The sequence below is a fragment of the Nocardioides sp. YR527 genome (assembly GCF_900101045.1).
Classification (GTDB): domain Bacteria; phylum Actinomycetota; class Actinomycetes; order Propionibacteriales; family Nocardioidaceae; genus Nocardioides.
Genome location: NZ_FNFN01000001.1, coordinates 19791 through 38384 on the forward strand (window position 1 = coordinate 19791; position 18594 = coordinate 38384).

The 18594-nt window shown below is 70.3% G+C and carries 20 protein-coding genes; 10 read left to right on the plus strand and 10 right to left on the minus strand.

All coding sequences use genetic code 11. The features are described 5' to 3' along the window. The first annotated feature begins 56 nt into the window (after positions 1 to 56). Genes BLT25_RS29650 through BLT25_RS00105 form a run of 3 tightly spaced genes read left to right on the plus strand, consistent with a single transcriptional unit; the run spans position 57 to position 1089 of the window. A complete protein-coding gene (locus BLT25_RS29650) occupies positions 57 to 380 on the plus strand; it encodes a hypothetical protein (RefSeq protein WP_091040777.1) in 324 nt (107 codons plus the stop codon). Further along, complete coding sequence (locus BLT25_RS00100; protein ID WP_256328377.1) at positions 377 to 802, plus strand: phage holin family protein; 426 nt, start codon at positions 377 to 379, stop codon at positions 800 to 802. The genes BLT25_RS29650 and BLT25_RS00100 overlap by 4 nt, the downstream gene beginning before the upstream one ends. After that, positions 799 to 1089, plus strand: a complete 291-nt coding sequence (locus tag BLT25_RS00105; protein WP_091040780.1) for a DUF3618 domain-containing protein — start codon at positions 799 to 801, stop codon at positions 1087 to 1089. The genes BLT25_RS00100 and BLT25_RS00105 overlap by 4 nt, the downstream gene beginning before the upstream one ends. Here BLT25_RS00105 and BLT25_RS00110 read toward each other — a convergent pair. The 3 genes from BLT25_RS00110 to BLT25_RS00120 are packed head-to-tail and all read right to left on the minus strand — an operon-like array spanning position 1076 to position 4382. Next, the gene (locus BLT25_RS00110) at positions 1076 to 2509 is read right to left on the minus strand and encodes a pyridoxal phosphate-dependent decarboxylase family protein (RefSeq protein WP_091040781.1); all 1434 of its coding nucleotides are present in this window, start codon (positions 2507 to 2509) and stop codon (positions 1076 to 1078) included. The two genes, BLT25_RS00105 and BLT25_RS00110, sit on opposite strands and share 14 nt — an antisense overlap. Next, positions 2506 to 3837 carry an MFS transporter gene (locus BLT25_RS00115; protein ID WP_256328378.1) on the minus strand — a complete coding sequence of 444 codons (1332 nt, stop codon included), beginning with the start codon at positions 3835 to 3837 and terminating at the stop codon, positions 2506 to 2508. The genes BLT25_RS00110 and BLT25_RS00115 overlap by 4 nt, the downstream gene beginning before the upstream one ends. A 47-nt stretch (positions 3838 to 3884) precedes the next feature. Next, positions 3885 to 4382, minus strand: coding sequence for a winged helix-turn-helix transcriptional regulator (locus BLT25_RS00120; RefSeq protein WP_091040784.1), 498 nt, complete (start codon positions 4380 to 4382; stop codon positions 3885 to 3887). Between the two features lie 64 nt (positions 4383 to 4446). Between BLT25_RS00120 and BLT25_RS00125 the strand changes: the two genes are divergently transcribed. Together BLT25_RS00125 and BLT25_RS00130 are read left to right on the plus strand one after the other, a co-directional pair. Next, positions 4447 to 4974, plus strand: coding sequence for a GNAT family N-acetyltransferase (locus BLT25_RS00125; protein ID WP_091040786.1), 528 nt, complete (start codon positions 4447 to 4449; stop codon positions 4972 to 4974). Positions 4975 to 5029: 55 nt separating this feature from the next. Beyond that, positions 5030 to 5488: a peroxiredoxin gene (locus BLT25_RS00130; protein WP_091040787.1), complete on the plus strand. Its 459-nt coding sequence runs from the start codon at positions 5030 to 5032 to the stop codon at positions 5486 to 5488. A gap of 74 nt (positions 5489 to 5562) precedes the next feature. On the opposite strand, the gene BLT25_RS00135 is transcribed toward BLT25_RS00130, so the two are convergent. Further along, entirely contained in the window at positions 5563 to 6804 is a 1242-nt protein-coding gene (locus BLT25_RS00135; RefSeq protein WP_091040789.1) for an ammonium transporter, read from the minus strand. A gap of 116 nt (positions 6805 to 6920) precedes the next feature. Then, on the minus strand, positions 6921 to 7460 hold the full coding sequence (locus tag BLT25_RS00140) for an AAA family ATPase (protein WP_176883487.1): 540 nt from the start codon (positions 7458 to 7460) through the stop codon (positions 6921 to 6923). A gap of 92 nt (positions 7461 to 7552) precedes the next feature. Here BLT25_RS00140 and BLT25_RS29655 point away from each other — a divergent pair, with 92 nt between their 5' ends. Both BLT25_RS29655 and BLT25_RS00145 read left to right on the plus strand, forming a co-directional pair. Then, positions 7553 to 7885: a CU044_2847 family protein gene (locus BLT25_RS29655; protein WP_176883489.1), complete on the plus strand. Its 333-nt coding sequence runs from the start codon at positions 7553 to 7555 to the stop codon at positions 7883 to 7885. Next, positions 7885 to 9510 carry an STING domain-containing protein gene (locus BLT25_RS00145; RefSeq protein WP_176883491.1) on the plus strand — a complete coding sequence of 542 codons (1626 nt, stop codon included), beginning with the start codon at positions 7885 to 7887 and terminating at the stop codon, positions 9508 to 9510. The genes BLT25_RS29655 and BLT25_RS00145 overlap by 1 nt, the downstream gene beginning before the upstream one ends. Before the next feature lie 17 nt (positions 9511 to 9527). On the opposite strand, the gene BLT25_RS00150 is transcribed toward BLT25_RS00145, so the two are convergent. Genes BLT25_RS00150 through BLT25_RS00165 form a run of 4 tightly spaced genes read right to left on the minus strand, consistent with a single transcriptional unit; the run spans position 9528 to position 12671 of the window. Beyond that, positions 9528 to 10352, minus strand: coding sequence for an alpha/beta fold hydrolase (locus tag BLT25_RS00150; RefSeq protein ID WP_091040792.1), 825 nt, complete (start codon positions 10350 to 10352; stop codon positions 9528 to 9530). A gap of 41 nt (positions 10353 to 10393) precedes the next feature. Further along, positions 10394 to 11089, minus strand: a complete 696-nt coding sequence (locus BLT25_RS00155) for an alpha/beta fold hydrolase (protein WP_091040794.1) — start codon at positions 11087 to 11089, stop codon at positions 10394 to 10396. After that, positions 11086 to 11406 (minus strand): hypothetical protein, encoded by a 321-nt coding sequence (locus BLT25_RS00160; protein WP_091040795.1) that lies wholly within the window; start codon positions 11404 to 11406, stop codon positions 11086 to 11088. The genes BLT25_RS00155 and BLT25_RS00160 overlap by 4 nt, the downstream gene beginning before the upstream one ends. 11 nt (positions 11407 to 11417) lie before the next feature. After that, a complete protein-coding gene (locus tag BLT25_RS00165) occupies positions 11418 to 12671 on the minus strand; it encodes an MFS transporter (protein ID WP_091040797.1) in 1254 nt (417 codons plus the stop codon). A 196-nt stretch (positions 12672 to 12867) separates the two neighbouring features. Here BLT25_RS00165 and BLT25_RS00170 point away from each other — a divergent pair, with 196 nt between their 5' ends. Further along, positions 12868 to 16068 (plus strand): ATP-binding protein, encoded by a 3201-nt coding sequence (locus tag BLT25_RS00170; protein WP_091040799.1) that lies wholly within the window; start codon positions 12868 to 12870, stop codon positions 16066 to 16068. Positions 16069 to 16147: 79 nt separating this feature from the next. Here the strand turns inward: BLT25_RS00170 and BLT25_RS00175 are convergent, their stop codons facing one another. Then, entirely contained in the window at positions 16148 to 16630 is a 483-nt protein-coding gene (locus BLT25_RS00175) for a DUF6326 family protein (protein WP_091042321.1), read from the minus strand. 162 nt (positions 16631 to 16792) lie between these two features. On the opposite strand from BLT25_RS00175, the gene BLT25_RS00180 reads away from it, so the two are divergent. Continuing rightward, positions 16793 to 17932, plus strand: coding sequence for a sensor histidine kinase (locus tag BLT25_RS00180; protein WP_091040801.1), 1140 nt, complete (start codon positions 16793 to 16795; stop codon positions 17930 to 17932). Continuing rightward, positions 17929 to 18585 carry a response regulator gene (locus BLT25_RS00185; protein ID WP_091040804.1) on the plus strand — a complete coding sequence of 219 codons (657 nt, stop codon included), beginning with the start codon at positions 17929 to 17931 and terminating at the stop codon, positions 18583 to 18585. The genes BLT25_RS00180 and BLT25_RS00185 overlap by 4 nt, the downstream gene beginning before the upstream one ends. The last annotated feature ends 9 nt before the right edge of the window (positions 18586 to 18594 follow it).

Below are 18594 nucleotides of genomic sequence, written 5' to 3' on the forward strand. Positions count from 1 at the left end.
GCGTATCTCCTCGCCATCTGGGTACCGACCAGTTCTACAGCGATGAGGAGGAACACATGTTCAAGAAACCAGCATTGTTGGCTGCCTTCGGTATCGGCTACGTCCTCGGCGCTCGCGCTGGACGTGAGCGCTACGACGCGATGGTGGCCAAGGCACAGGAGCTGTGGCACGACCCGCGGGTCCAGGAGAAGGCGCACCGCGCTCGGGTCGTGGCCGAGGAGAAGGCGGACACGGCCCGGCACACCATCCAGGACAAGATGCCTGGCGACCACACGTCGTCCTCGGCACCTACCCCGACGCCCCAGACGACGCCGAGCGCGCCGCGTCCCCACACCACCACGGACCCGGTGACCGACATGCCGCGGGGGTGGGAGTCGTGACGGTTCATCATCAGAGCGACGCATCGATGGGTGAGCTGGTCTCGCGACTCTCCACGGAGATGTCCAGCCTCATGCGAGGCGAGGTCGAGCTCGCTCGCCTCGAGCTGACCGAGAAGGCCAAGCACACGGGCAAGGGGGCCGGGGCGTTCGGCGCGGCCGGCCTGGTCGCTCTGTACGGCCTCGGGGTCCTGATCGCTGCGGCGATCCTCGCCCTGGCGCTGGTCATGGATGCCTGGCTGGCCGCGGTGCTGGTCGGAGTCGTGCTCCTGGCGATCGCCGGCGGCGTCGCCCTGTTCGGGAAGAAGCAGGTCTCCGAGGGGACCCCGATGAAGCCCGAACGCGCCACCGAGAACCTCAGGCGGGACGTGGAAGCCGTCAAGCACCGCCACGTCGAGGATCACACCCCGAGGAGCACGCCATGACGAACCACCATGTCACCAGGCCCGTCGAGGCAGGCGACGACAGCATCGCGGCGGTCGAGGCCGACCTGGACACCACCCGACACCAGATGGCCGACACCCTCGACGAGCTCGCCTCGCGGCTGGACGTGAAGACGCGCGGGAAGGAGAAGGCTCAGGAGGTGAAGCAGCGTACGCAGGTGGCGGTCAGGTCCCGAGACGTACAGATTCGAAGCGGCATCGTCGCGGCGATCGTGCTCAGCCTGATCCTGATGCTGGCCCGGAGGAAGCGCCGGCTCAGCGCCGAGTAGGCCGGGTCAGCCGGTCGAGGAAGGCCACGAGCAGTGCCTCGCGCATCGCGGCGGAGGCCAGGTCGAGCATCGCGTTGACCTCGGCCATCCGCTGCGGCAGCGCGAGTTCGCCCTTCTCCGAGCCGGCGGCGCCGACGAGCCCGGCGGCGAGCAGCAGGCCGTCGAAGTCCTCCTCCGACAACGAGTTCGGGTCGAGGTCGCCGATGAACGTGGCGACGGCGGGGTCGACCGTGACCGGGCCGGCCGCCACGGCCGCCGCGACCGCCTCGGCGAGAGCGGCGAGAAGCTCAGCTACGTGGGGGAGCGTCGCCGCGCTCACCGACAGGTGGATGGTGGCGGGGGAGCCGGCGAAGGACATCTGCGGCTGGACGTACCAGCCACGCGCCGCCATCTCGTCGCAGACCGTGAACGGGTCGCAGCTGCCGTCGGTGGTGAGCGCGAGAAGCGTCGAGTCGGGAGTGCTGACCACGGCGAGCTCGGGCATCTCATCGACGCCGGCGCGGATGCGGTCAACGGCCTCGAAGACGTCGCGGGCGAGCCGCTCGTACCCCTCATCGCCCAACGAGCGCAGCACCGCCCAGGCGCCGGCCAGCGGCCCACCCGACTTCGTCGACTGCATCGTGGAGTTGAGCATGGTGTAGCCCGGCCAGGCGGCCGAGGCGAAGAACTGCGGCCGCCTCAGGTCCGGGGTGCGGTGCAGCAGCACCGAGGTGCCCTTGGGGGCGTAGGCGTACTTGTGCAGGTCGACGGAGATCGAGGTGACTCCCTCGACCGCGAACGTCCAGGCCGGTACGTCCCGCCCCAGCCGTGTCGCATAGGGCAGCACCCAGCCACCGATGCACGCGTCGACGTGGCAGCGGATCCCGCGCTCGGCCGCGGCTGCCGCGATCGCGGTGACCGGGTCGACGACCCCGTGCGCATAGGACGGCGCCGAGGCGACGACCAGCACGGTGCGGTCGTCCATCGCCGCGGCCATCGCGGCCGGGTCCGCCCGGAAGTCGGGTCCGACCGGCACCAGGACCGGCTCGACGCCGAAGTAGTGCGCGGCCTTGTGGAACGCGGCGTGGGCGGTCGAGGGCAGCACCATCCGTGGCCGCTCGACCCCCGGATGCGCGTCGCGCGCCGCCTGCACCGCGAGCAGCACCGACTCGGTGCCACCGGAGGTGACGGTGCCGACCACGGACTCGGGCGCGCCGAGGAGGTCCGCGGCGGTGCCGACCACCTCGGTCTCCATCCGGAGCAGGCTCGGGAACGCGGTCGGGTCCAGGCCGTTCGAGCCGGCGTAGGCCGCCACCGCCTCGCGACCGATCCGGTCGATGTCGGGCAGGCCGGAGTCGTAGACGTAGGCGAGCGTGCGGCCACCGTGCACAGGCAGGTCAGCGGACTGCAGCTCGCGGAGCTGGGTCAGGGCGTCGGTCATACGGTCACGGTCCCATCTACGTCGTCGGCGGTGAGCGAGTAGCCCCGCAGCCACAGCAGGCTGAGCAGGGCCAGGCAGGCCGGGAGCACCGAGAAGCCGAGCGTGATCGCGGTCAGTGCCGAGTCGGGCTGGGCGACGTCGGTGCCGGTCGATGACCGGTAGCCACCGAGTGCCAGAACCGCTGCGTAGACGCCCGGACCGAGCGCGAGCCCGAGGGTCTCCCCGGCGGTCCAGACTCCGGTGTAGACCCCGATCCGGCTCGACCCGCTACGCCGGGCGTCGACGGCGGCGGCGTCGGGAAGCATTGCCATCGGAAAGACCTGGCACCCGGCGTACCCGACCCCCACCAGCACCACCGCGGCGTAGACCAGCGCCACCGGTGCGGTCTGGGCGGTGGCGGCGAGGAGCGCGCCGACGGCGAGGACGACCGAGGCGGCGACGTACCCGTTCTTCTTGCCGATCCTGGCCCCGAGCGCGGCCCACGCGGGGGTGAGCAGCAGTGCGGGGCCGACGAAGCAGACGAACAGGATCGTCGCCGCGCCGTCGCGGCCGATCACGTTACCGGCGAGGTAGTCGACGCCGGCCAGCATCGCCCCGAAGGCGACCGCCTGGATCACGAACGTGATCAGCAGCCGGCGGAAGTCGGGTGCCGCGGCCACGATCCGGAGCTGGTCGCGCAGCGTGCCGGCCCCGGGCTGGACGGTGTGGACTGGCGCCCGGCGGGTCCCGACGTACGCACTGAGGACCCCGATCAGGATGAGCACCGCCATCACCACGCCCATCACCCGGTAGCCGTCGCGGCCACCGACCGCGTCGCGGATCATCGGCGCGGTCGCGCCGGCGAGCAGGATGGTGAGTGCCAGGATCGCGACCCGCCAGGTCATCAGCCGGGTGCGTTCGTCGTAGGACTCGGTCAGCTCGGCGGGCATGGCGACGTAGGGCACCTGGAAGAAGGCGTACGCCGTCGCGCAGCCCAGGAACACGATCAGCACCCAGGCAGCCTCGAGCCCGGTCGCCATCGACGGTGCCGCGAACAGCAGCGCGAACGTCACCGCCAGCGCGATCCCCGCCCGGCGCAGCCACGGCCGCCGCGGCCCCCGCGGGTCCACCGTCCGGTCGCTGATCCGGCCGGCGATCGGGTTCAGCACGACATCCCACGCCTTCGGCGCGAACACGATGAACCCCGCCGCCAGTGCGGCGATCCCGAGGCTGTCGGTCAGGTAGGGGAGCAGCATCAGCCCCGGGATGGTGCCGAACGTGCCGGTCGCCACGGACCCGGAGCCATAGCCGATCCGTACGCCGAGCGGGAGGGTCGGGCTGGCGGGCATGCCCGACATAGTGCCGTGGCTGAGCCCTCGGCGTCAGGGGTTTCGCGTCAACCCCTCGCGGGCTCGGCATCTTCGTCGGAGGAGAGCAGGTCCACGCGCGCTAGCGGGACCGGCCGCACCTCGCGCGGTCCGCCGAGCACGTGTCCGTCCTCGCAGGTCAGCTCGAGGTGCACCTCGGCCCCGCAGTCGCGGTGCTCGAGGGCGAGGGCGGAGCCGTGCCCCTCGGCGAGATAGCGGTCGCCCCACGCCATCAACGCGACCAGAGCGGGGTAGAGATCGAGGCCCTTCTGGGTCAGGCGGTACTCGTGGCGCTGACGCTGACCCTCGGCGTGGTAGGGCACCCGGGTGAGCACGCCCTGCGCGACGAGGGTGTTGAGCCGGTCGGTGAGCACCGCTCGAGGGACGTCGAGGTTCTTCTGGAGGTCGGCGAAGCGGCGTACGCCGAGGAATGCCTCTCGGAGCACGAGCAGGCTCCACTTCTCGCCGACCACCGCCAGGGTTCCGGCGACCGAGCATCTGGTGCGGTCGATCTCATCTGCAAGCACGGGTCAAGACTACGTCCGCTGAATTCGTTTGACGAACTCAGCTTGGCGTAGGAGAGTTCGAATCATGAACTCAGCCAAGCCTGTCGAGCTCGGCACGGTCGTCACGAGGCCGGTGCGGCCCGATGACATCGCCGCCTTCGAGCGTTTGTGGGGCCGCCTGTCCCAAGAGACGATCTACCGCCGCTTCCACTCGCCGCTGCGCTGCCTGTCGCTCAAGCTGCGGCGATATCTCGTCGAGGTCGACCACGACGACCGCGAGGCCTTGGTCGCGGTCGTCGGGGGAGAAGTGATCGCGGTGGCTCGCTATGACCGGAGTCCCGACGACTCGGGCGCGGCCGAGGTCGCGGTGCTGGTCGAGGACGCCTGGCAGGGACGGGGGATCGGGGTGCAGATGCTGCGCGAGATCGGCGTCCTGGCCGGCCGCCGCGGGATCCACGTCCTCACCGGTGACGTGCAGGCCGAGAACCGCCAGATGGTGCACATCGCCCGGTCACTGCTCGGTCCCGAGGCGATGCGCTCCTGCGGGCCGGTGGTGGAGGTACGCGGGCGTCTCCCGATCGAGCAGCTCGCGACCGTCCTGATCGCCTCCTGATCGCGTCCTGGCGGTGCGGGGAAAGGATCCCTGGCCCGCGGAGTAGGTTGGCGCCATGCCGCTCGAGACCGGTGCCGTCGCGCCCGACTTCACGCTCCCCGCCCAGGACGGTACGTCCGTCACCCTCTCCTCCCTGATCGAGAAGGGCCCGGTGGTGCTCTTCTTCTACCCGGCCGCCGAGACGGCCGTGTGCACCAAGGAGGCGTGCCACTTCCGCGACCTCGCCGGCGAGTTCGAGGCGATCGGCGCCCACCGGCTCGGGATCAGCAAGGACAGCGTGGAGAAGCAGGCCGGGTTCGCCGCCAACCACGACCTCGACTATCCCGTGCTCTCCGATCCCGCCGGCTCGGTGGCCGAGCTCTACGGGGTGAAGCCCAGCATCCTCGGCAAGCTCGGGCCGCTGCAGCGTACGACCTTCGCCATCGGCACCGACGGCCGGATCAAGGCCGTCGTCGAGGGGATGCTCAAGGCCGAGATCCACGCCGACGAGGCACTCGCCGCGCTGAAGAGCTGACGCCGGCCGGACGACGGGGGAGTCCTGAGGTCATCACGTGACCTCGGGACTCCCCGGTTGCTCTCTGCCAGGTCTCAGACGAGCTCGTACGCCGGGTCGCGGTGCAGCTTCGCGTCGATGCCGAGCTCCTCGTCCTCGGGGGAGATCCGCAGTCCCATCGTCACCTTGAGGACGTAGGCGAGGAGCGCGGAGACGAGGAACGAGTAGGCCAGCACCGCACCGGCGGCCAGGGCCTGCTTGCCGAGCTGGCCGACACCGCCGCCGTAGAGGAGACCCTCGACGGCGTTCACCGACTCGGCCGATCCCACCAGGCCGATCATCAGGGTGCCGATCAGGCCGCCGACGAGGTGGACGCCGACCACGTCGAGCGAGTCGTCGTACCCGAGCTTCTCCTTCAGCCCGACCGCCAGCGGGCACACGACGCCCGCGACGAGGCCGACGAGGATCGCACCGACCGGGGTGACCGCGCCGCATGCGGGTGTGATGGCGACCAGGCCGGCGATGGCGCCTGAGGCCGCGCCGATTCCGGAGACGTGGCCGTCCTTGAGCTTCTCCACGGCCAGCCAGGCGAGGGTGGCGGCGCAGGTGGCGAGGAACGTGGTGACCATGGCGAACGCGGCACCGCCGTCGGCGGTGAGCCAGGAGCCACCGTTGAAGGCGTACCAGCCGGCCCACAGCAGGCCCGCGCCGAGCAGCGTCAGCGGTACGTTGTGCGGCTTGGGGCCGGTGCCGAAGGTCTTCGACTTGCCCAGCACGAGGGCGAGCGCGAGAGCCGCCGCGCCCGCGTTGATGTGGACCGCGGTGCCGCCGGCGAAGTCGATCGCGCCGAGCCTGTTGGCGATCCAGCCACCGGACTCCGAGACGACCCCGTCGAAGGAGAACACCCAGTGGGCGACCGGGAAGTAGACCACCACGGCCCAGACGCCGGCGAACACCATCCACGCGGAGAACTTCATCCGGTCCGCCGCCGCACCGGAGATCAACGCGACCGTGATGCAGGCGAAGAGCGCCTGGAAGAGCGAGAAGATCAGCGTGGTCACACCGTCGTAGGACGTCGTGGCCTCGAGCAGCCCGGAGCTGCCGAAGAAGTCGCCCGGGTTGCCCAGGACGCCTCCGATGGAGTCACCGAACACGACCGAGAAGCCGAACAGGAACCACAGCAGGCCCACGACCGCGACCGCGCCGTAGGTCATCATCATCATGTTGACCGAGCTCTTGACCGAGACCATTCCCCCGTAGAAGAGGGCCAGCCCCGGGATCATCATCGTCAGGCCGATGATGCAGCAGAGCATCAGGGCCGTCGTCCCCGTATCCATTCGAACTCCTTGCCGTTGGAGCGCGCGTGCCTCTCACGCCGTTCACGACGAATAAACGACGTTTCAGTTGCGTCAACGGTGCGGAGTTGTTTCGGGCCCGTGAATTCGACGGTCGGCTACTTCTTGGTCCCTGCGCGAGTGAGCTCGACCGACGCCATCGCGGGCACATCGAGGCGATAGACGCGGCTGAAGCCCTCGCCGTCGAGGGAGGTCAGTGCCTTGTCCATGTCGGCCCGTTGGCCACGGATGGCCCGCTCGGGGACGACTCGCCCTTTCCGGGAGGCGTTGCGCGCCAGGCAGTCCTCGAGCGGGACGTCGAGGGCGACGGCGACCGTCTCGACCCCGAGCTTCGCGGCCAGGTCGAGGTTGCGGCGGCGGGCGCTCTCGTGGACGTTGGTGGCGTCGACGACCGCGACCCGGCCGGCCTCGAGGCGTGCCCGGGCGATGTAGCGGACCATGGCGAATGCCTGCGGCGTGACCGACTGGTCCTCCTCGGAGTCCGTGATGAGGGCGCGGCAGTGGTCACTGGAGATGACCTCGTACGGCCCGAATATCCGCTTGGCGAACGTCGACTTCCCCGAGCCCGACGGGCCGACGAGGAGGACCAGGCTGGGAGCGCCGATCGTGAGGGTGCCACCGGCAGGTACGTCGATCACGCGCCAACCGTACTGGGAGCCTCGTCGAAACCACTTACGCGTCCCTTCCGGTTCCCCTACGGTTGCGGGGTTCGAATCACGAGGAGGACGCGTTGGATTACACGCCGGTTCAGATCGGTACGTCGACCATCCTGATCGAGTCGTCGGACGACGGACCCGGCGCAGGGATCGACTGGCTCGGCGACGAGTTCGGCACCACCGAGACCAGCAGCAGGCTCGAGGACGCCTACGGATCGCTCAAGCGGATGCTCCAGGACGTCTCGGGGGATCTCGGCAGCGCGCTCGCGGACTCCCCGGACGGGCCGAGCTCGGTCTCGCTGGAGCTCGCATTCTCGTTCACCGGCAGTGCCGGCGTATGGGTCATCAAGGCGCAGGGTCAGGGTTCGGTGAAAGCGACGCTGACCTGGGACTTCGACCGATCCTGATGGGCGTTGGCGAGCTGCTCGCGCAGGCGACCTGCGCCGTGCGGGCGAGCAGGGACGGACGTACGATCGGCACGGCCTGGCTGGGCACCGACGAGGGCTATCTGCTGACCGCGGGCCACGTGGTCGCACCGCTCGCCGAGTCGGGCGAGGTGTGGGTCAGGTTCCCCGACGCCGAGACCGACGAGCGCGCGACGTTCGTGATCCAGCCGGTCCACGACAAGCCCGCCGCGCAGGACTTCGCTGTCCTGCGGCTCGACCGGCCGAACGGCCGGCAGCCACTGCCGTTCACCCTCGTGACCCAGGCCGACGGGCAGGTGCGCGCGCGTGGCTACGGCGACAACCTCCGCAGCGCGCAGAGCGGCGGCACCGGCGTACTGACGCCCGCCGGGAACTACCTGCGCACCAGCAGCTCGTGGGCCTACTACTTCCAGTACGAGACGACGACGCTGGCGGTGACCGGGTTCAGCGGCGCCGCGGTCTACAGCGATCTCGCCGGTGCGGTGATCGGCATCCAGGTCGAGGCCGAGGGAGGCCGACAGGCGTTCGCGATGCCGCTGGCCCGGATCGTCGACTACTGGGAGGAGCTCGTCGGTGCCGCGGTGAGACCGACGCGCGGCCGCTGTGTGCTGCTGCAGCCGAGCACGACCACCGAGGCCCAGCGCGACATCGTCCGCGAGCGGATCCTGCGGCCGGTGCTGGAGCAGCTGAACCTTGCCCTGTACGTCTCGGAGCCGTCCGGGATGCGGGGTGAGGATCTCAAGCAGCTCGAGCTCGCCGATGTCGTGATCGCGGACATCACCGGCGCCGACCCCTCGGTCGTCTACGAGCTCACCGTCGCCCAGGGCCTCGGCACCCCGGACGTCGTCATCAGGGACCGGAGCGCGGACTCGCCGGCCGGCCGGATCTTCGACGTCCTCGACCTGGATCTCGACGACATCGAGGCGTCCAGACGCACCGTCGAGCAGCGGCTGCTCTCGGTGAGGTCCATCTTCGAGGCGCTGGGGGAGAACCCGACGACCAACCCGGTGACGACGTTCTTCAAGGCACCGCTGACCCAGATCTCGGTGGCCAACGCGCTGGCGGCGGGCTATGCGAGGAACTTCGTGCTCCCCGTCGCCAACGCGCTGCTGGAGATCTCCACCGGACGGGGCCCGGGCAGCTTGACCGTCGATGGGGTCGAGCTGCCCGTCGAGCGGCTCCGAGACGCCACCGTGACGGTCGTGGTGCCGAAGCGACTGGAGTGGTGCAACGACGACTTCATCGATCTCGAGCTCGCCCAGACCGGCCTGGTCGTCCCCGCGACCGTCTCCCACCCCGACTTCTCCCGGCCCAGGGCGATGAAGTGCCTCCCGCTCGTCGACGGCGAACCGGTGCGCCTTCTCGACGTCTTCCCGACCACTCTGTCCACCGTCGCCGAGTCCATCGACGAGCGCTTCGACGTCGATCCGCACCGGCGTACGAGCGACCACTGGAGGGCACTGGAGCAGAAGGAGATCGACCGCTTCCAGAGCAAGCTCATCAAGCGCATCCGCTCCGCCGGCGACCGCCGCGTCGGCCCCCGGTTCCTCCGCGACGTCATCCGCGTCTCCACCGCCGCCGCTGTCTTTCCCGACCTGGACGGCTAGCGCATCGGCCGGATCGCTCAGCGGACCGAGCGAACCGCGTTCTCGATCAGGGCGAGGGTCTCGTGCGGGTGCGACTGGTGCGCCACGTGCGAGGACCGCACCCTCACGATCTTGGCGCCGGCACGCCTCGCCATGAACTCCTGCGCGGCGGGCGGGATGGTCTTGTCGGCCGTTGCCAGGAGGTACCAGGAAGGAACGGTCTTCCACGCGGGCTCCCCGGACGGTTCGGTGAACGCCGCCAGCGAGAACGGACGCTGGGAGACCTGCATCACCGTGGTGGTGCTGCGGGGGAGGTCGCCGGCGAAGGCCTCGCGGAAGATGTCTGCCCTCAGATAGAGATCGACACCGACCTCGCCGCCGGGCAGCGGGTAGGGACGGGCGTCGAGCGCGTCCTCGGTGACCAGGGTGCCAGGGAACTGCTGGACGAGCTGGGCGACCGGCTCGTGGACGTCGGGGACGAATGCCGCGACGTAGACGAGCGCCTTGACGTTCGGCAGGCCGGTCGCCGCGTTGCTGATGACGGCACCGCCGTAGGAGTGCCCGACGAGGATGACGGGTCCCGAGATCGTCTCGAGGATGCTGCGCAGGTACGCCGCGTCGGAGGCGAGTCCACGCAGCGGGTTCGCCGGGGCGATGACCGGGTAGCCGTCGTCGGTGAGTTCCTTGACCTCACGCTGCCACCCGGAGGCATCGGCCCAGGCTCCGTGGACCATGACGATCGTGGGCTTGGCGCGTCCGGTCGCCGAGGCGCCGATGCTTGTCGTCGCGAGCATCGAGCCCGTGAAGAGGATGGCCACGAGGATCGCCACGAGGGCGCGACTGCGGCGGAGAGCGAGCTTCATTGCGGTGGTTCCTTTCGGTCTTCGAGAGTTCGGTCCGACGCCTACAGGTCGATCGCCTTGACGGCACGCCGGATCAGGTCGGCGACCACGTCGGGCCGGGAGACGTACACGGAGTGGCTGGCGGCGACCGTCTCGACGGATGCTCCGGCCCGTGCGGCCATGCCCTCCTGGGCAGCGGGCGGGATCATCCGGTCCTCGGTGGCGACGACGTACCAGCTGGGCTTGGAACGCCATGCCGCTTCGGTGATGGCGGTGCTGAGGGCGGCGCCGCCCCAGGGGGCCTGGGAGTCGGCCATGAACCGTGCCTGCCCGGCCGGCAGGTCGGCGGCGAACGCCTCCTGGAAGCGGTCACGATCGAGGACGAGCGAACCGTCCTTGCGGGGGAGGATGGGCGGCGCCGGAGCGTCCGGGACGGGCTCGGCGAGCATGGAGGCGACCGACTCTCCGGCGTCGGGCGCGAACGCCGCGACATAGACCAGACCGGCCACCTGCGGGTGCGTGCCCGCCTCCGTGATCACGACACCGCCGTAGGAGTGGCCCACGAGCAGGACGAGCCCGTCCTGGGCCTCGACGACCTGGTGGACCTCGGTCACGTCGTCGGCGAGAGACCGGGTCGAGTGTTGGGTGACCACGACGTCGAGACCGTCGCGGGTGAGGATGTCGTGGATCGGCTGCCAGCCGGATCCGTCCACGAACGCTCCGTGGACCAGGACGACGGTCGGGTTGTCGTTGCTCATCTGTTCTCCTTGATGTCGGAATGGGTGAGAGGTCGTCGGACGGCGCGGCCGAGGATGGCCCGGTTGGCGCGACGGCTGAGGATGGAGCAGTTGGAGAGCCGGCTGAGGATCGAGCAGTTGCTCTGGTGGCTGAGGACGGAGCAGTTGCTCTGCGAGCTCAGCATCGACATCGCCGAGATCCAGGATCCGATCGAGCCGACGGAGAGTACGGCGCCGATGGACCCCACCGAGGCGATCGACCCGATGCTGCCGACGGACAGGATGGAGCCCTTCGAGCAGATCGACAGGAACGAGTTCTCTGAGCGGTAGGACAGCATGACCAGGACCCTCAGACCGTCGCGGAGACGGTGGTGGCCAGCGGCTGCGGTGGCGCCACGCGTGGCACGGTGACCGCGAAGAGCAGCAGGCCGGCGGCGGTGAGCACCAGACCGGCCCAGGCGGTCGAGAGAGCACCCCACCCGGCGTCGAGGACGAGGGCGCCGCCGATCGCTCCGAGCGCATTGGCGAGGTTGAGTGCGGCGAGGTTGACGGCCCCCATCAAGGTCGGGGCCTCGGGTGCGTACCGCGTCAGGAGGACCTGGATGGTCGGGATCGCCATCATCGTCGAGGCACCGACTCCGAGCAGGCACGGCAGCAGGACGGCGAGGTTGTCGCCTCCGACCGCGATGACGGCCAAGAAGACCAGCGCGACGGCGTAGCCCAGCACCAGGCCCCGATGCTCGTACTGATCGGCGAGGCGGCCACCGAGCCAGTTGCCCAGCGCCATCCCGACCCCGAAGACCGCCAACGCGACGGGGATCCAGGACTCGTCGACCGCGACGGCGTCGGTGATGTACGGACCGATGAAGGTGTAGACGGCGAAGATGCTCGAGATGCCGAGCGCGGCGATGGCCATCGTGGCCCAGACCATGGGCCGCCTCAGGGCACCGAGCTCCTGCCTGACGGATCCGCCGGCGAGCGCGCTGGTGCGTGGGACGAAGACCCAGATGGCGATCCCGGCCAGCAGGCCGATCACCGCCACGACGACGTACAGCGCCTGCCAGCCGACCTGTTGCCCGATGAAGGTGCCCAGGGGAGAGCCGAAGATCGTCGCGATCGTCAGACCGGCCATCACGGTGGCGAACGCCTTGCCGCTCTTGCCCGGGCCGTACGCGTACGCGGCCACCACCGCACCGGCGCCGAAGAACGCGCCCTGGACGGTGCCGGTGATGAAGCGGGCCACGATGAGGACGTCGAGATCGGCGGCCGCGGCGGACAACAGGTTGCCGACGATGAAGAGCACGACCAGACCGAGGAGGAGCGAGCGCCGGTTGAGCCGCGCCGCCGCGATGGTGAGCACGGGCGATCCGATGACCACGCCGAGGGCGTAGGCGGTGATCGCATTCGTCGCGGCCGGCACCGATGTGCCGAAGTCGGCTGCGAAGAGCTGGACGATGCCGTTGCTCCCGAACTCGCCGGTCCCGATGGCGAAGGTGCCGAGCGCCAGGGCGAACAGGATGAGCGCGTCTCGCTGGGTCGGCGCCTGTGCGGGGTGCCGCTTCTCCTCGGCTCGGCACTGCGCGTGATAAGCCTGTTCGTGCATCGTCCGTCCTCTTCCTGTGCGCCGGCACACGCTCGGTCAGTCGGAACCTACGAAGCGCCACTGGACGATCCGTGGAGATTTCGTGGATCCCGGTTCGCTGCAGACGGCTGCGCCGGGCCCGGCGTACGCCTAGGCTGACGACGAGGCCCGGTATCTCGGGGTGTGGGCCATTCGCCGGCGCCCTTTAGGACTCACGATGGAGCACTCTTCGAACACCGAGAGATCGGATCCGCGGGGTCCGGTCCGCCTTCAGCTTCTCGGTCCGTTGCGCGCCTACCGCGACGATGTCGAGCTGGAGACCGGTCCGCCGCAGCAGGGATACCTGCTGGCGCTGCTCCTGGCCAGGGCCGGCAGCCCGACGAGCATGTCGGAGCTCGTCGATCTCCTCTGGGAGGAGAACGTACCGATGTCGGCGGTCAACACCGTTCAGAAGTACGTCGGGACCATCCGCCGCATGCTCGAACCCGATCTTCCGGCGCGCGAGGCAGGCAGCTTCATCGTCCGCAGAGGGGGCGGGTACGCCTTCACCGGACGGACCGCCAGGGTGGACCTGATCGAGTTCAGGACGCATGTCGACAGCGCCAGGACCCACCTCGCCTCGGGCCGTCGCGACGAGGCGGTCGACGAGTACGCCCAGGCGCTCGGTCTCTGGCACGGTCCGGCCGGCGACGGTCTGGGCCCGAGCGCGACCGTCTCGCCTCTGTTCGCCGGCATCAACGAGGAGTTCTTCGACGCCTGCGTCGCGGTGGGGGAGCTGGCCAACACTCCGCAGCTCTCGACGCGAATCCTTCAGCCGCTGCGCCTGGCCGCATGGATGGCACCGCTGAACGAGCCCGTCCAGGCCAGCCTGATGACGGCCCTGGCCATCGCCGGCAAGCAGGCCGAGGCACTCTCCGTCTTCGAGACCGTCCGGGCCCGGCTGGCCGACGACCTCGGTGTGGCTCCCGGCGAGGCGCTGCAGGCCGCCCGAAAGCGCGTCGTGCAGCAGGCCCGCGTCCGGAGCGACCAGCACAGCGATCACGGTGGGAGCGCGCCACTCGTCGGCCGCGGTGAGGAACGCGCCCTGCTGGCTCGAACGCTCGATTCGGCGAGGGCCGGGAACGCGGCTCTGATCATGGCCGAAGGCGAACCGGGAGCGGGCAAGACCTCTCTCTTCGCCGAGTTCACCCAGGACGCGGAGCGCCGCGGTGCGCTCGCCGTGTGGGGACGATCCCTGGACCACGAGGGCACGCCGGCTCTGTGGCCCTGGACCCGCCTCATCTCCGAGCTCTTGGCGAACCAGCCGGAGCCGGTCCGCGCAGGGCTGGCCAGCGGCGAGATCCGACGCCTTCTCGACCCGCGCCCGGACAATCTCCTCGGTGGTGCGGTGCTCCCCGACAGCGGTGCCCAGTTCCGTCTCTTCGAGCAGACCGTCGACCTCATCCGGAGAGCCGCGGCCGAGCGCCCGGTCGTGCTGGTCGTCGACGACCTGCAATGGGCCGATGTCGCGTCGTTGCAGCTGTTCAGGCACGTGGCGACCCAGCAGCCGGACGGCGTCGTCCTCGCCGGTCTACTGCGTGATCGGGCTCCCGCTCCTGGCGACGGTCTCGGGAGAATGCTCGCGGCGGTCGGGCGCCTGCCCCACCACCAGCGCCTACGGATCGGCCCGCTCCAGCCGACCGAGGTGGGCGAGCTCGTCCGGCGCGAGACCGGACGGGCACCGAGTCCGTACGTCGCGCGCTGCATCCAGGCGCGCACCGAGGGCAACCCGTTCTTCGTACGCGAGCTCGCCCGGCTCCTGGCTGACAGCGATCTCGATGCCGCTGCCGGTGAGGACGCCCTGGCGCGCACCGGCGTCCCGTCCACGGTGCGCGACATCGTGCGAGACCGTCTCGCCGGGCTCGACCACGAGACGAGAAGGCTCGTCGAGATCGCGGCGCTCATCGGGCGGGAGGTGGATCTTCGCCTGCTCGCTCGCGCGGCCGGCATCGGGATGTCGGCCTGCTCGGCGCTGGTAGCCACGGCCGACTCGCAGGGCCTGCTGGAGCCGGCCGAGGACCGGCCGCTCTCGGTGCGGTTCGTGCACGACCTGGTTCGTGAGTCGGTGCACCAGACGACCTCGCGGCTGCTCTCGACCGGCCGGTTGCACCTGCAGATCGCCGATGCGTTGGAGGGGATCCACGGAGACGACGAGGCGGTCACCGAGCGACTCGCCCACCATCTGTGGCTGGCCGGTCCGTTCGCAGACCCGACCCGAACCACGACGGCCCTCGTCCGGGGCGGTCGAAGAGCCGTTGCCCAGTCGGCCTTCGACGCGGCGGTGCCGCACCTCGAGGCCGCTGCCGGCATCGCGCACTCGGCCGGTCTGCTCGAGCTCGAGCTGTCGGCGCTGTCACAGCTCGTGGCGGTCATCGGGATGCAGACCGGCTACATGGGAAGCGCCGACGCCACCTTCGACCTGCTCGAACGCGCCGAGCGGGCCGCCCGAGGACTCGGCCGGGAGCGAGAGGCGGCCGACTTCCTCTTCTCCCACTGGGCGGCTCACTCCCAGGCCATCCAGCTCGACCGCAGCGGTCAGCTGGCCCGCCGGCTCCTCGCCGACAGCGAACGATCCGAGGACCCGGTCGTGCAGGCGTACGGACGTCACGCCTGGGGGATCCATCAGTGGGACGTCGGAAACATCGGTTCGGCCTATCGGCACCTCAGCGAGTCGAACGCCGTCGTCGCCGAACGGGCGAACTCCCTCGATCAGGATCAGCTGCGGCACGACCTGCAGCTGCTGTCCCCGGCGATGCTGGCGCTCAACACCGCGCTGCACGGCAAGGACGACGAAGCCCGTGGCATGTTCGGGCGGATCGAGAGCGACGCCGGAAACCACTCCTACGACGTCACCGTGTGGTCCGCGTTCGCGGTCACGGCCGCGGCGCTGATGGCCGACCCGCAGTGGGCGCTCCGTGCTGCAGAGCGGGGCATCGCAGCGGACCCGGAGTACGCCTTCCGCTTCCTCGGCGCCTACCAGCGGTTGGGACGATGCTGGGCACACGCGGTCACCGGGCGAGACGCCGATCGGTCCGTGGCCGAGGCCGAGGCGCTGATCGAGTCGAACCTGGCCGACCCGCCGCGGTCCGGCCTGACGACCTGGTTGGCGCTGCTGAGCGAGATGTATCTCGCGAGCGGGCGGGTTCAGGAGGCCGCAGGCGCGCTCAGACGCGCCGACGCGTCCATCGAGGCTCACGGGCAGCGCTACGCGGCCGCCTTCGTCCAGCTGATGCACGCGAAGCTCAGGCGCGCGCTCGGGGACCCGCTGGATGCCGTGCACGAGGCCGCGGGACGTGCCCGAGCGACAGCGATCGCCCAGCAGGCGTACCTGTTCGTCCATCGCGCGGACGACTTCCTCGGGCTGGCTCGCAGCTCGTAACGACCTCGAGATGGCCGAAGGCCCCGGGAGACCCGGGGCGTTCGGGGTGTCGCGGCGAACCTCTGGTCGTGCTCTGAACTCACAGCTGCTGGGCGCGCATGGTCTCGCGGTCCGGACGGGCGACCTGCGGTGCGGTGCGGGGCCAGGTCCAGGCGTACCGCACGATGAACGCGAGCAGGGTCAGCTCCAGCACGACGCCGAGTCCGTAGAAGTACAGCCAGGACTCGCCCAGCAGGTTGAACGCCGTGACGGGGACGTAGAGCGCGGCCACGACGAGGTTGGTGATGCGGCCTGCGGGGGCGGGCAGGGTCGTCGACAGCACGACCATGAGGATCGGGACGGCCACGAGGGTCAGGGCCGTGGTCGAGAAGGTCTGGGAGAGGTCGAACTCGAAGACCTTGCCGGCGAGGATGTCGTCGACGACGCCGGGGGTGAAGAAGTTGAGGATGTCCACGTAGGCGTACAGGAACATGAAGCTCGTCCAGGCTGCGGCGAGCTTGACTCTCACCGAGATCGGCTGCTCGTCCAGCGTGGTGGTGGTGGTGGTCTGAGGTGTTCTCATCATGGGCTCCGTTGTGGTGGTGAGGATCGTTGGGTCCACGCTGGCTGACCGCGGCCGCGGGCACATCGGACCGGAGGCCGGAGTTCGCCTGGCCGATGGAACGGTCCTCCTCTCGTACTTTCGGCCGGTACGCCGCGGCTCGCCGATCCCTAGGCTGGTGTCGTGATACCTGTCCGGCGTTCCATCTGGCACGAGCCGCGGCCTGCCGACGCCCCACCCATCGGTCGTCTCGACCGGCTGCTGGTGGGTGCGTTCGCGGTCGCCGTCGTGGTCGAGGGCATCGTCCGGTCGGACGTGGCCTGGCGACCCCTGGTGACGGTGCTTGCTCTGACCCTGGTGCCCGCCCTGCTCTGGCGTCGGGGCCGCCCGCTGGTGGCGGCCCTCATCGGGTGGGGGGTCGCGGGACTGCTCTCCATCCTCCAGCTGACCACGCCCGCCGGGGACCTCGACCTCTACTCCATGCTGGCCGTCCTGATCCTGCTCTACTCCCTGGTGCGGTGGGGCTCGGGACGGGAGATCGTCGTGGGGACGGCGTTCGTGACGGTCGTCGTCGCGCTGGGCATGTACGCCTCCGCCGCGGGCTGGGCCGACCTCTTCGGCGGCATCGTCCTCCTGTTGCTGGTCGTCGCCCTCGCGGCGGTGTTCCGCTACCGCGCGGATCTCTGGCAACGCCAACAGCGCGAGATCCGCACCCAGGAGCGGGTGGCGCTGGCGCGGGAGCTGCATGACACCGTGGCCCATCACGTCTCGGCCATCGCGGTGCAGGCGCAGGCCGGTGGCGTCGTCGCCGGCATCCAGCCGGAGAAGGCTGTCGAGGTCCTGGCCGCGATCGAGTCCGAGGCGTCGCGGACCCTGGCGGAGATGAGGTCCATGGTGCGGGTGCTGCGCGAGGAGGAGGCCGCCGCTTTCTCACCGCAGCTGGGTGTCGCGGACCTGCCTGCGCTCGCGCACGCCGACACGAAGCCCGTTGTCGAGGTCTCGCTGGAGGGATCGTTGACCCGGCTCGCGCGACCGGTGGACGCCGCGCTCTACCGGCTCGCGCAGGAGTCGCTGACCAACGCCGTACGCCACGCCCGGGGCGCGACCCGCGTCGGGATCGACGTACGCCGCGAGGGCGACGCCGTCAGGCTGCGCGTCTGCGACGACGGGCGGACCGAGCCGGGGCCGGTTCCCGAGCCGGGGTTCGGCCTGCTGGGCATGACCGAACGCGCCCAGCTCCTCGGCGGCTCGCTCTCCGCGGGCCCGGGGCCCGAGGGTGGCTGGGTGGTCGAGGCCGTGCTGCCGGCAGAGGTGCGGGCATGAGCATCCGTGTCGTCGTGGCCGACGACCAGGACCTGGTCCGGGCCGGGCTGGTGATGATCCTCGGCGCGCAACCCGACCTCGAGGTCGTGGGGGAGGCGGCAGACGGGCTCGCAGCGCTCGACCTGGCGACCCGGCTGCGTCCCGACGTCCTCCTCGTCGACATCCGGATGCCCGGACTCGACGGCGTCGAGGTGACGCGGCGCCTGGCCGGGCCGGAGGTGACGGACCCGATGGCGGTCGTCGTGATCACCACCTTCGACCTCGACGAGTACGTCCTCGGCGCCCTGCGCGCCGGTGCCCGCGGCTTCCTGCTCAAGGACGCCGGGCCGGAGCTCCTCGTGCAGGCCATCCACGCGGCGGCCGACGGGGACGCGCTGATCGCCCCCAATGTCACCCGCCGGCTGCTGGCGACCTTCGCCGGCCAGACGCCGGTGGCACCGGTGCAACCCATCGACCCGCTCACCGAGCGCGAGGAGGAGGTGCTCGCCCTGGTGGCACGGGGCCGGACCAACGCCGAGATCGCCACCGAGCTCTACGTCGGCCTGAGCACGGTCAAGACCCACGTCGCGTCGCTGATGACCAAGCTCGGCACCCGCAACCGCGTCGAGATCGCGATGTGGGCGTACGCCCACCAGCAACCGCCGCGAGGCTGAGGCCGCCGC

Excerpts from the sequence above, each read along its gene's own strand:
- BLT25_RS29650 (WP_091040777.1), top strand. The coding sequence starts at position 57 with ATGTTCAAGAAACCAGCATTGTTGGCTGCCTTCGGTATCGGCTACGTC.
- BLT25_RS00105 (WP_091040780.1), top strand. The coding sequence starts at position 799 with ATGACGAACCACCATGTCACCAGGCCCGTCGAGGCAGGCGACGACAGC.
- BLT25_RS00110 (WP_091040781.1), bottom strand. The coding sequence starts at position 2,509 with ATGACCGACGCCCTGACCCAGCTCCGCGAGCTGCAGTCCGCTGACCTG.
- BLT25_RS00115 (WP_256328378.1), bottom strand. The coding sequence starts at position 3,837 with ATGCCCGCCAGCCCGACCCTCCCGCTCGGCGTACGGATCGGCTATGGC.
- BLT25_RS00125 (WP_091040786.1), top strand. The coding sequence starts at position 4,447 with ATGAACTCAGCCAAGCCTGTCGAGCTCGGCACGGTCGTCACGAGGCCG.
- BLT25_RS00130 (WP_091040787.1), top strand. The coding sequence starts at position 5,030 with ATGCCGCTCGAGACCGGTGCCGTCGCGCCCGACTTCACGCTCCCCGCC.
- BLT25_RS00135 (WP_091040789.1), bottom strand. The coding sequence starts at position 6,804 with ATGGATACGGGGACGACGGCCCTGATGCTCTGCTGCATCATCGGCCTG.
- BLT25_RS00145 (WP_176883491.1), top strand. The coding sequence starts at position 7,885 with ATGGGCGTTGGCGAGCTGCTCGCGCAGGCGACCTGCGCCGTGCGGGCG.
- BLT25_RS00150 (WP_091040792.1), bottom strand. The coding sequence starts at position 10,352 with ATGAAGCTCGCTCTCCGCCGCAGTCGCGCCCTCGTGGCGATCCTCGTG.
- BLT25_RS00155 (WP_091040794.1), bottom strand. The coding sequence starts at position 11,089 with ATGAGCAACGACAACCCGACCGTCGTCCTGGTCCACGGAGCGTTCGTG.
- BLT25_RS00160 (WP_091040795.1), bottom strand. The coding sequence starts at position 11,406 with ATGCTGTCCTACCGCTCAGAGAACTCGTTCCTGTCGATCTGCTCGAAG.
- BLT25_RS00165 (WP_091040797.1), bottom strand. The coding sequence starts at position 12,671 with ATGCACGAACAGGCTTATCACGCGCAGTGCCGAGCCGAGGAGAAGCGG.
- BLT25_RS00170 (WP_091040799.1), top strand. The coding sequence starts at position 12,868 with ATGGAGCACTCTTCGAACACCGAGAGATCGGATCCGCGGGGTCCGGTC.
- BLT25_RS00175 (WP_091042321.1), bottom strand. The coding sequence starts at position 16,630 with ATGAGAACACCTCAGACCACCACCACCACCACGCTGGACGAGCAGCCG.
- BLT25_RS00185 (WP_091040804.1), top strand. The coding sequence starts at position 17,929 with ATGAGCATCCGTGTCGTCGTGGCCGACGACCAGGACCTGGTCCGGGCC.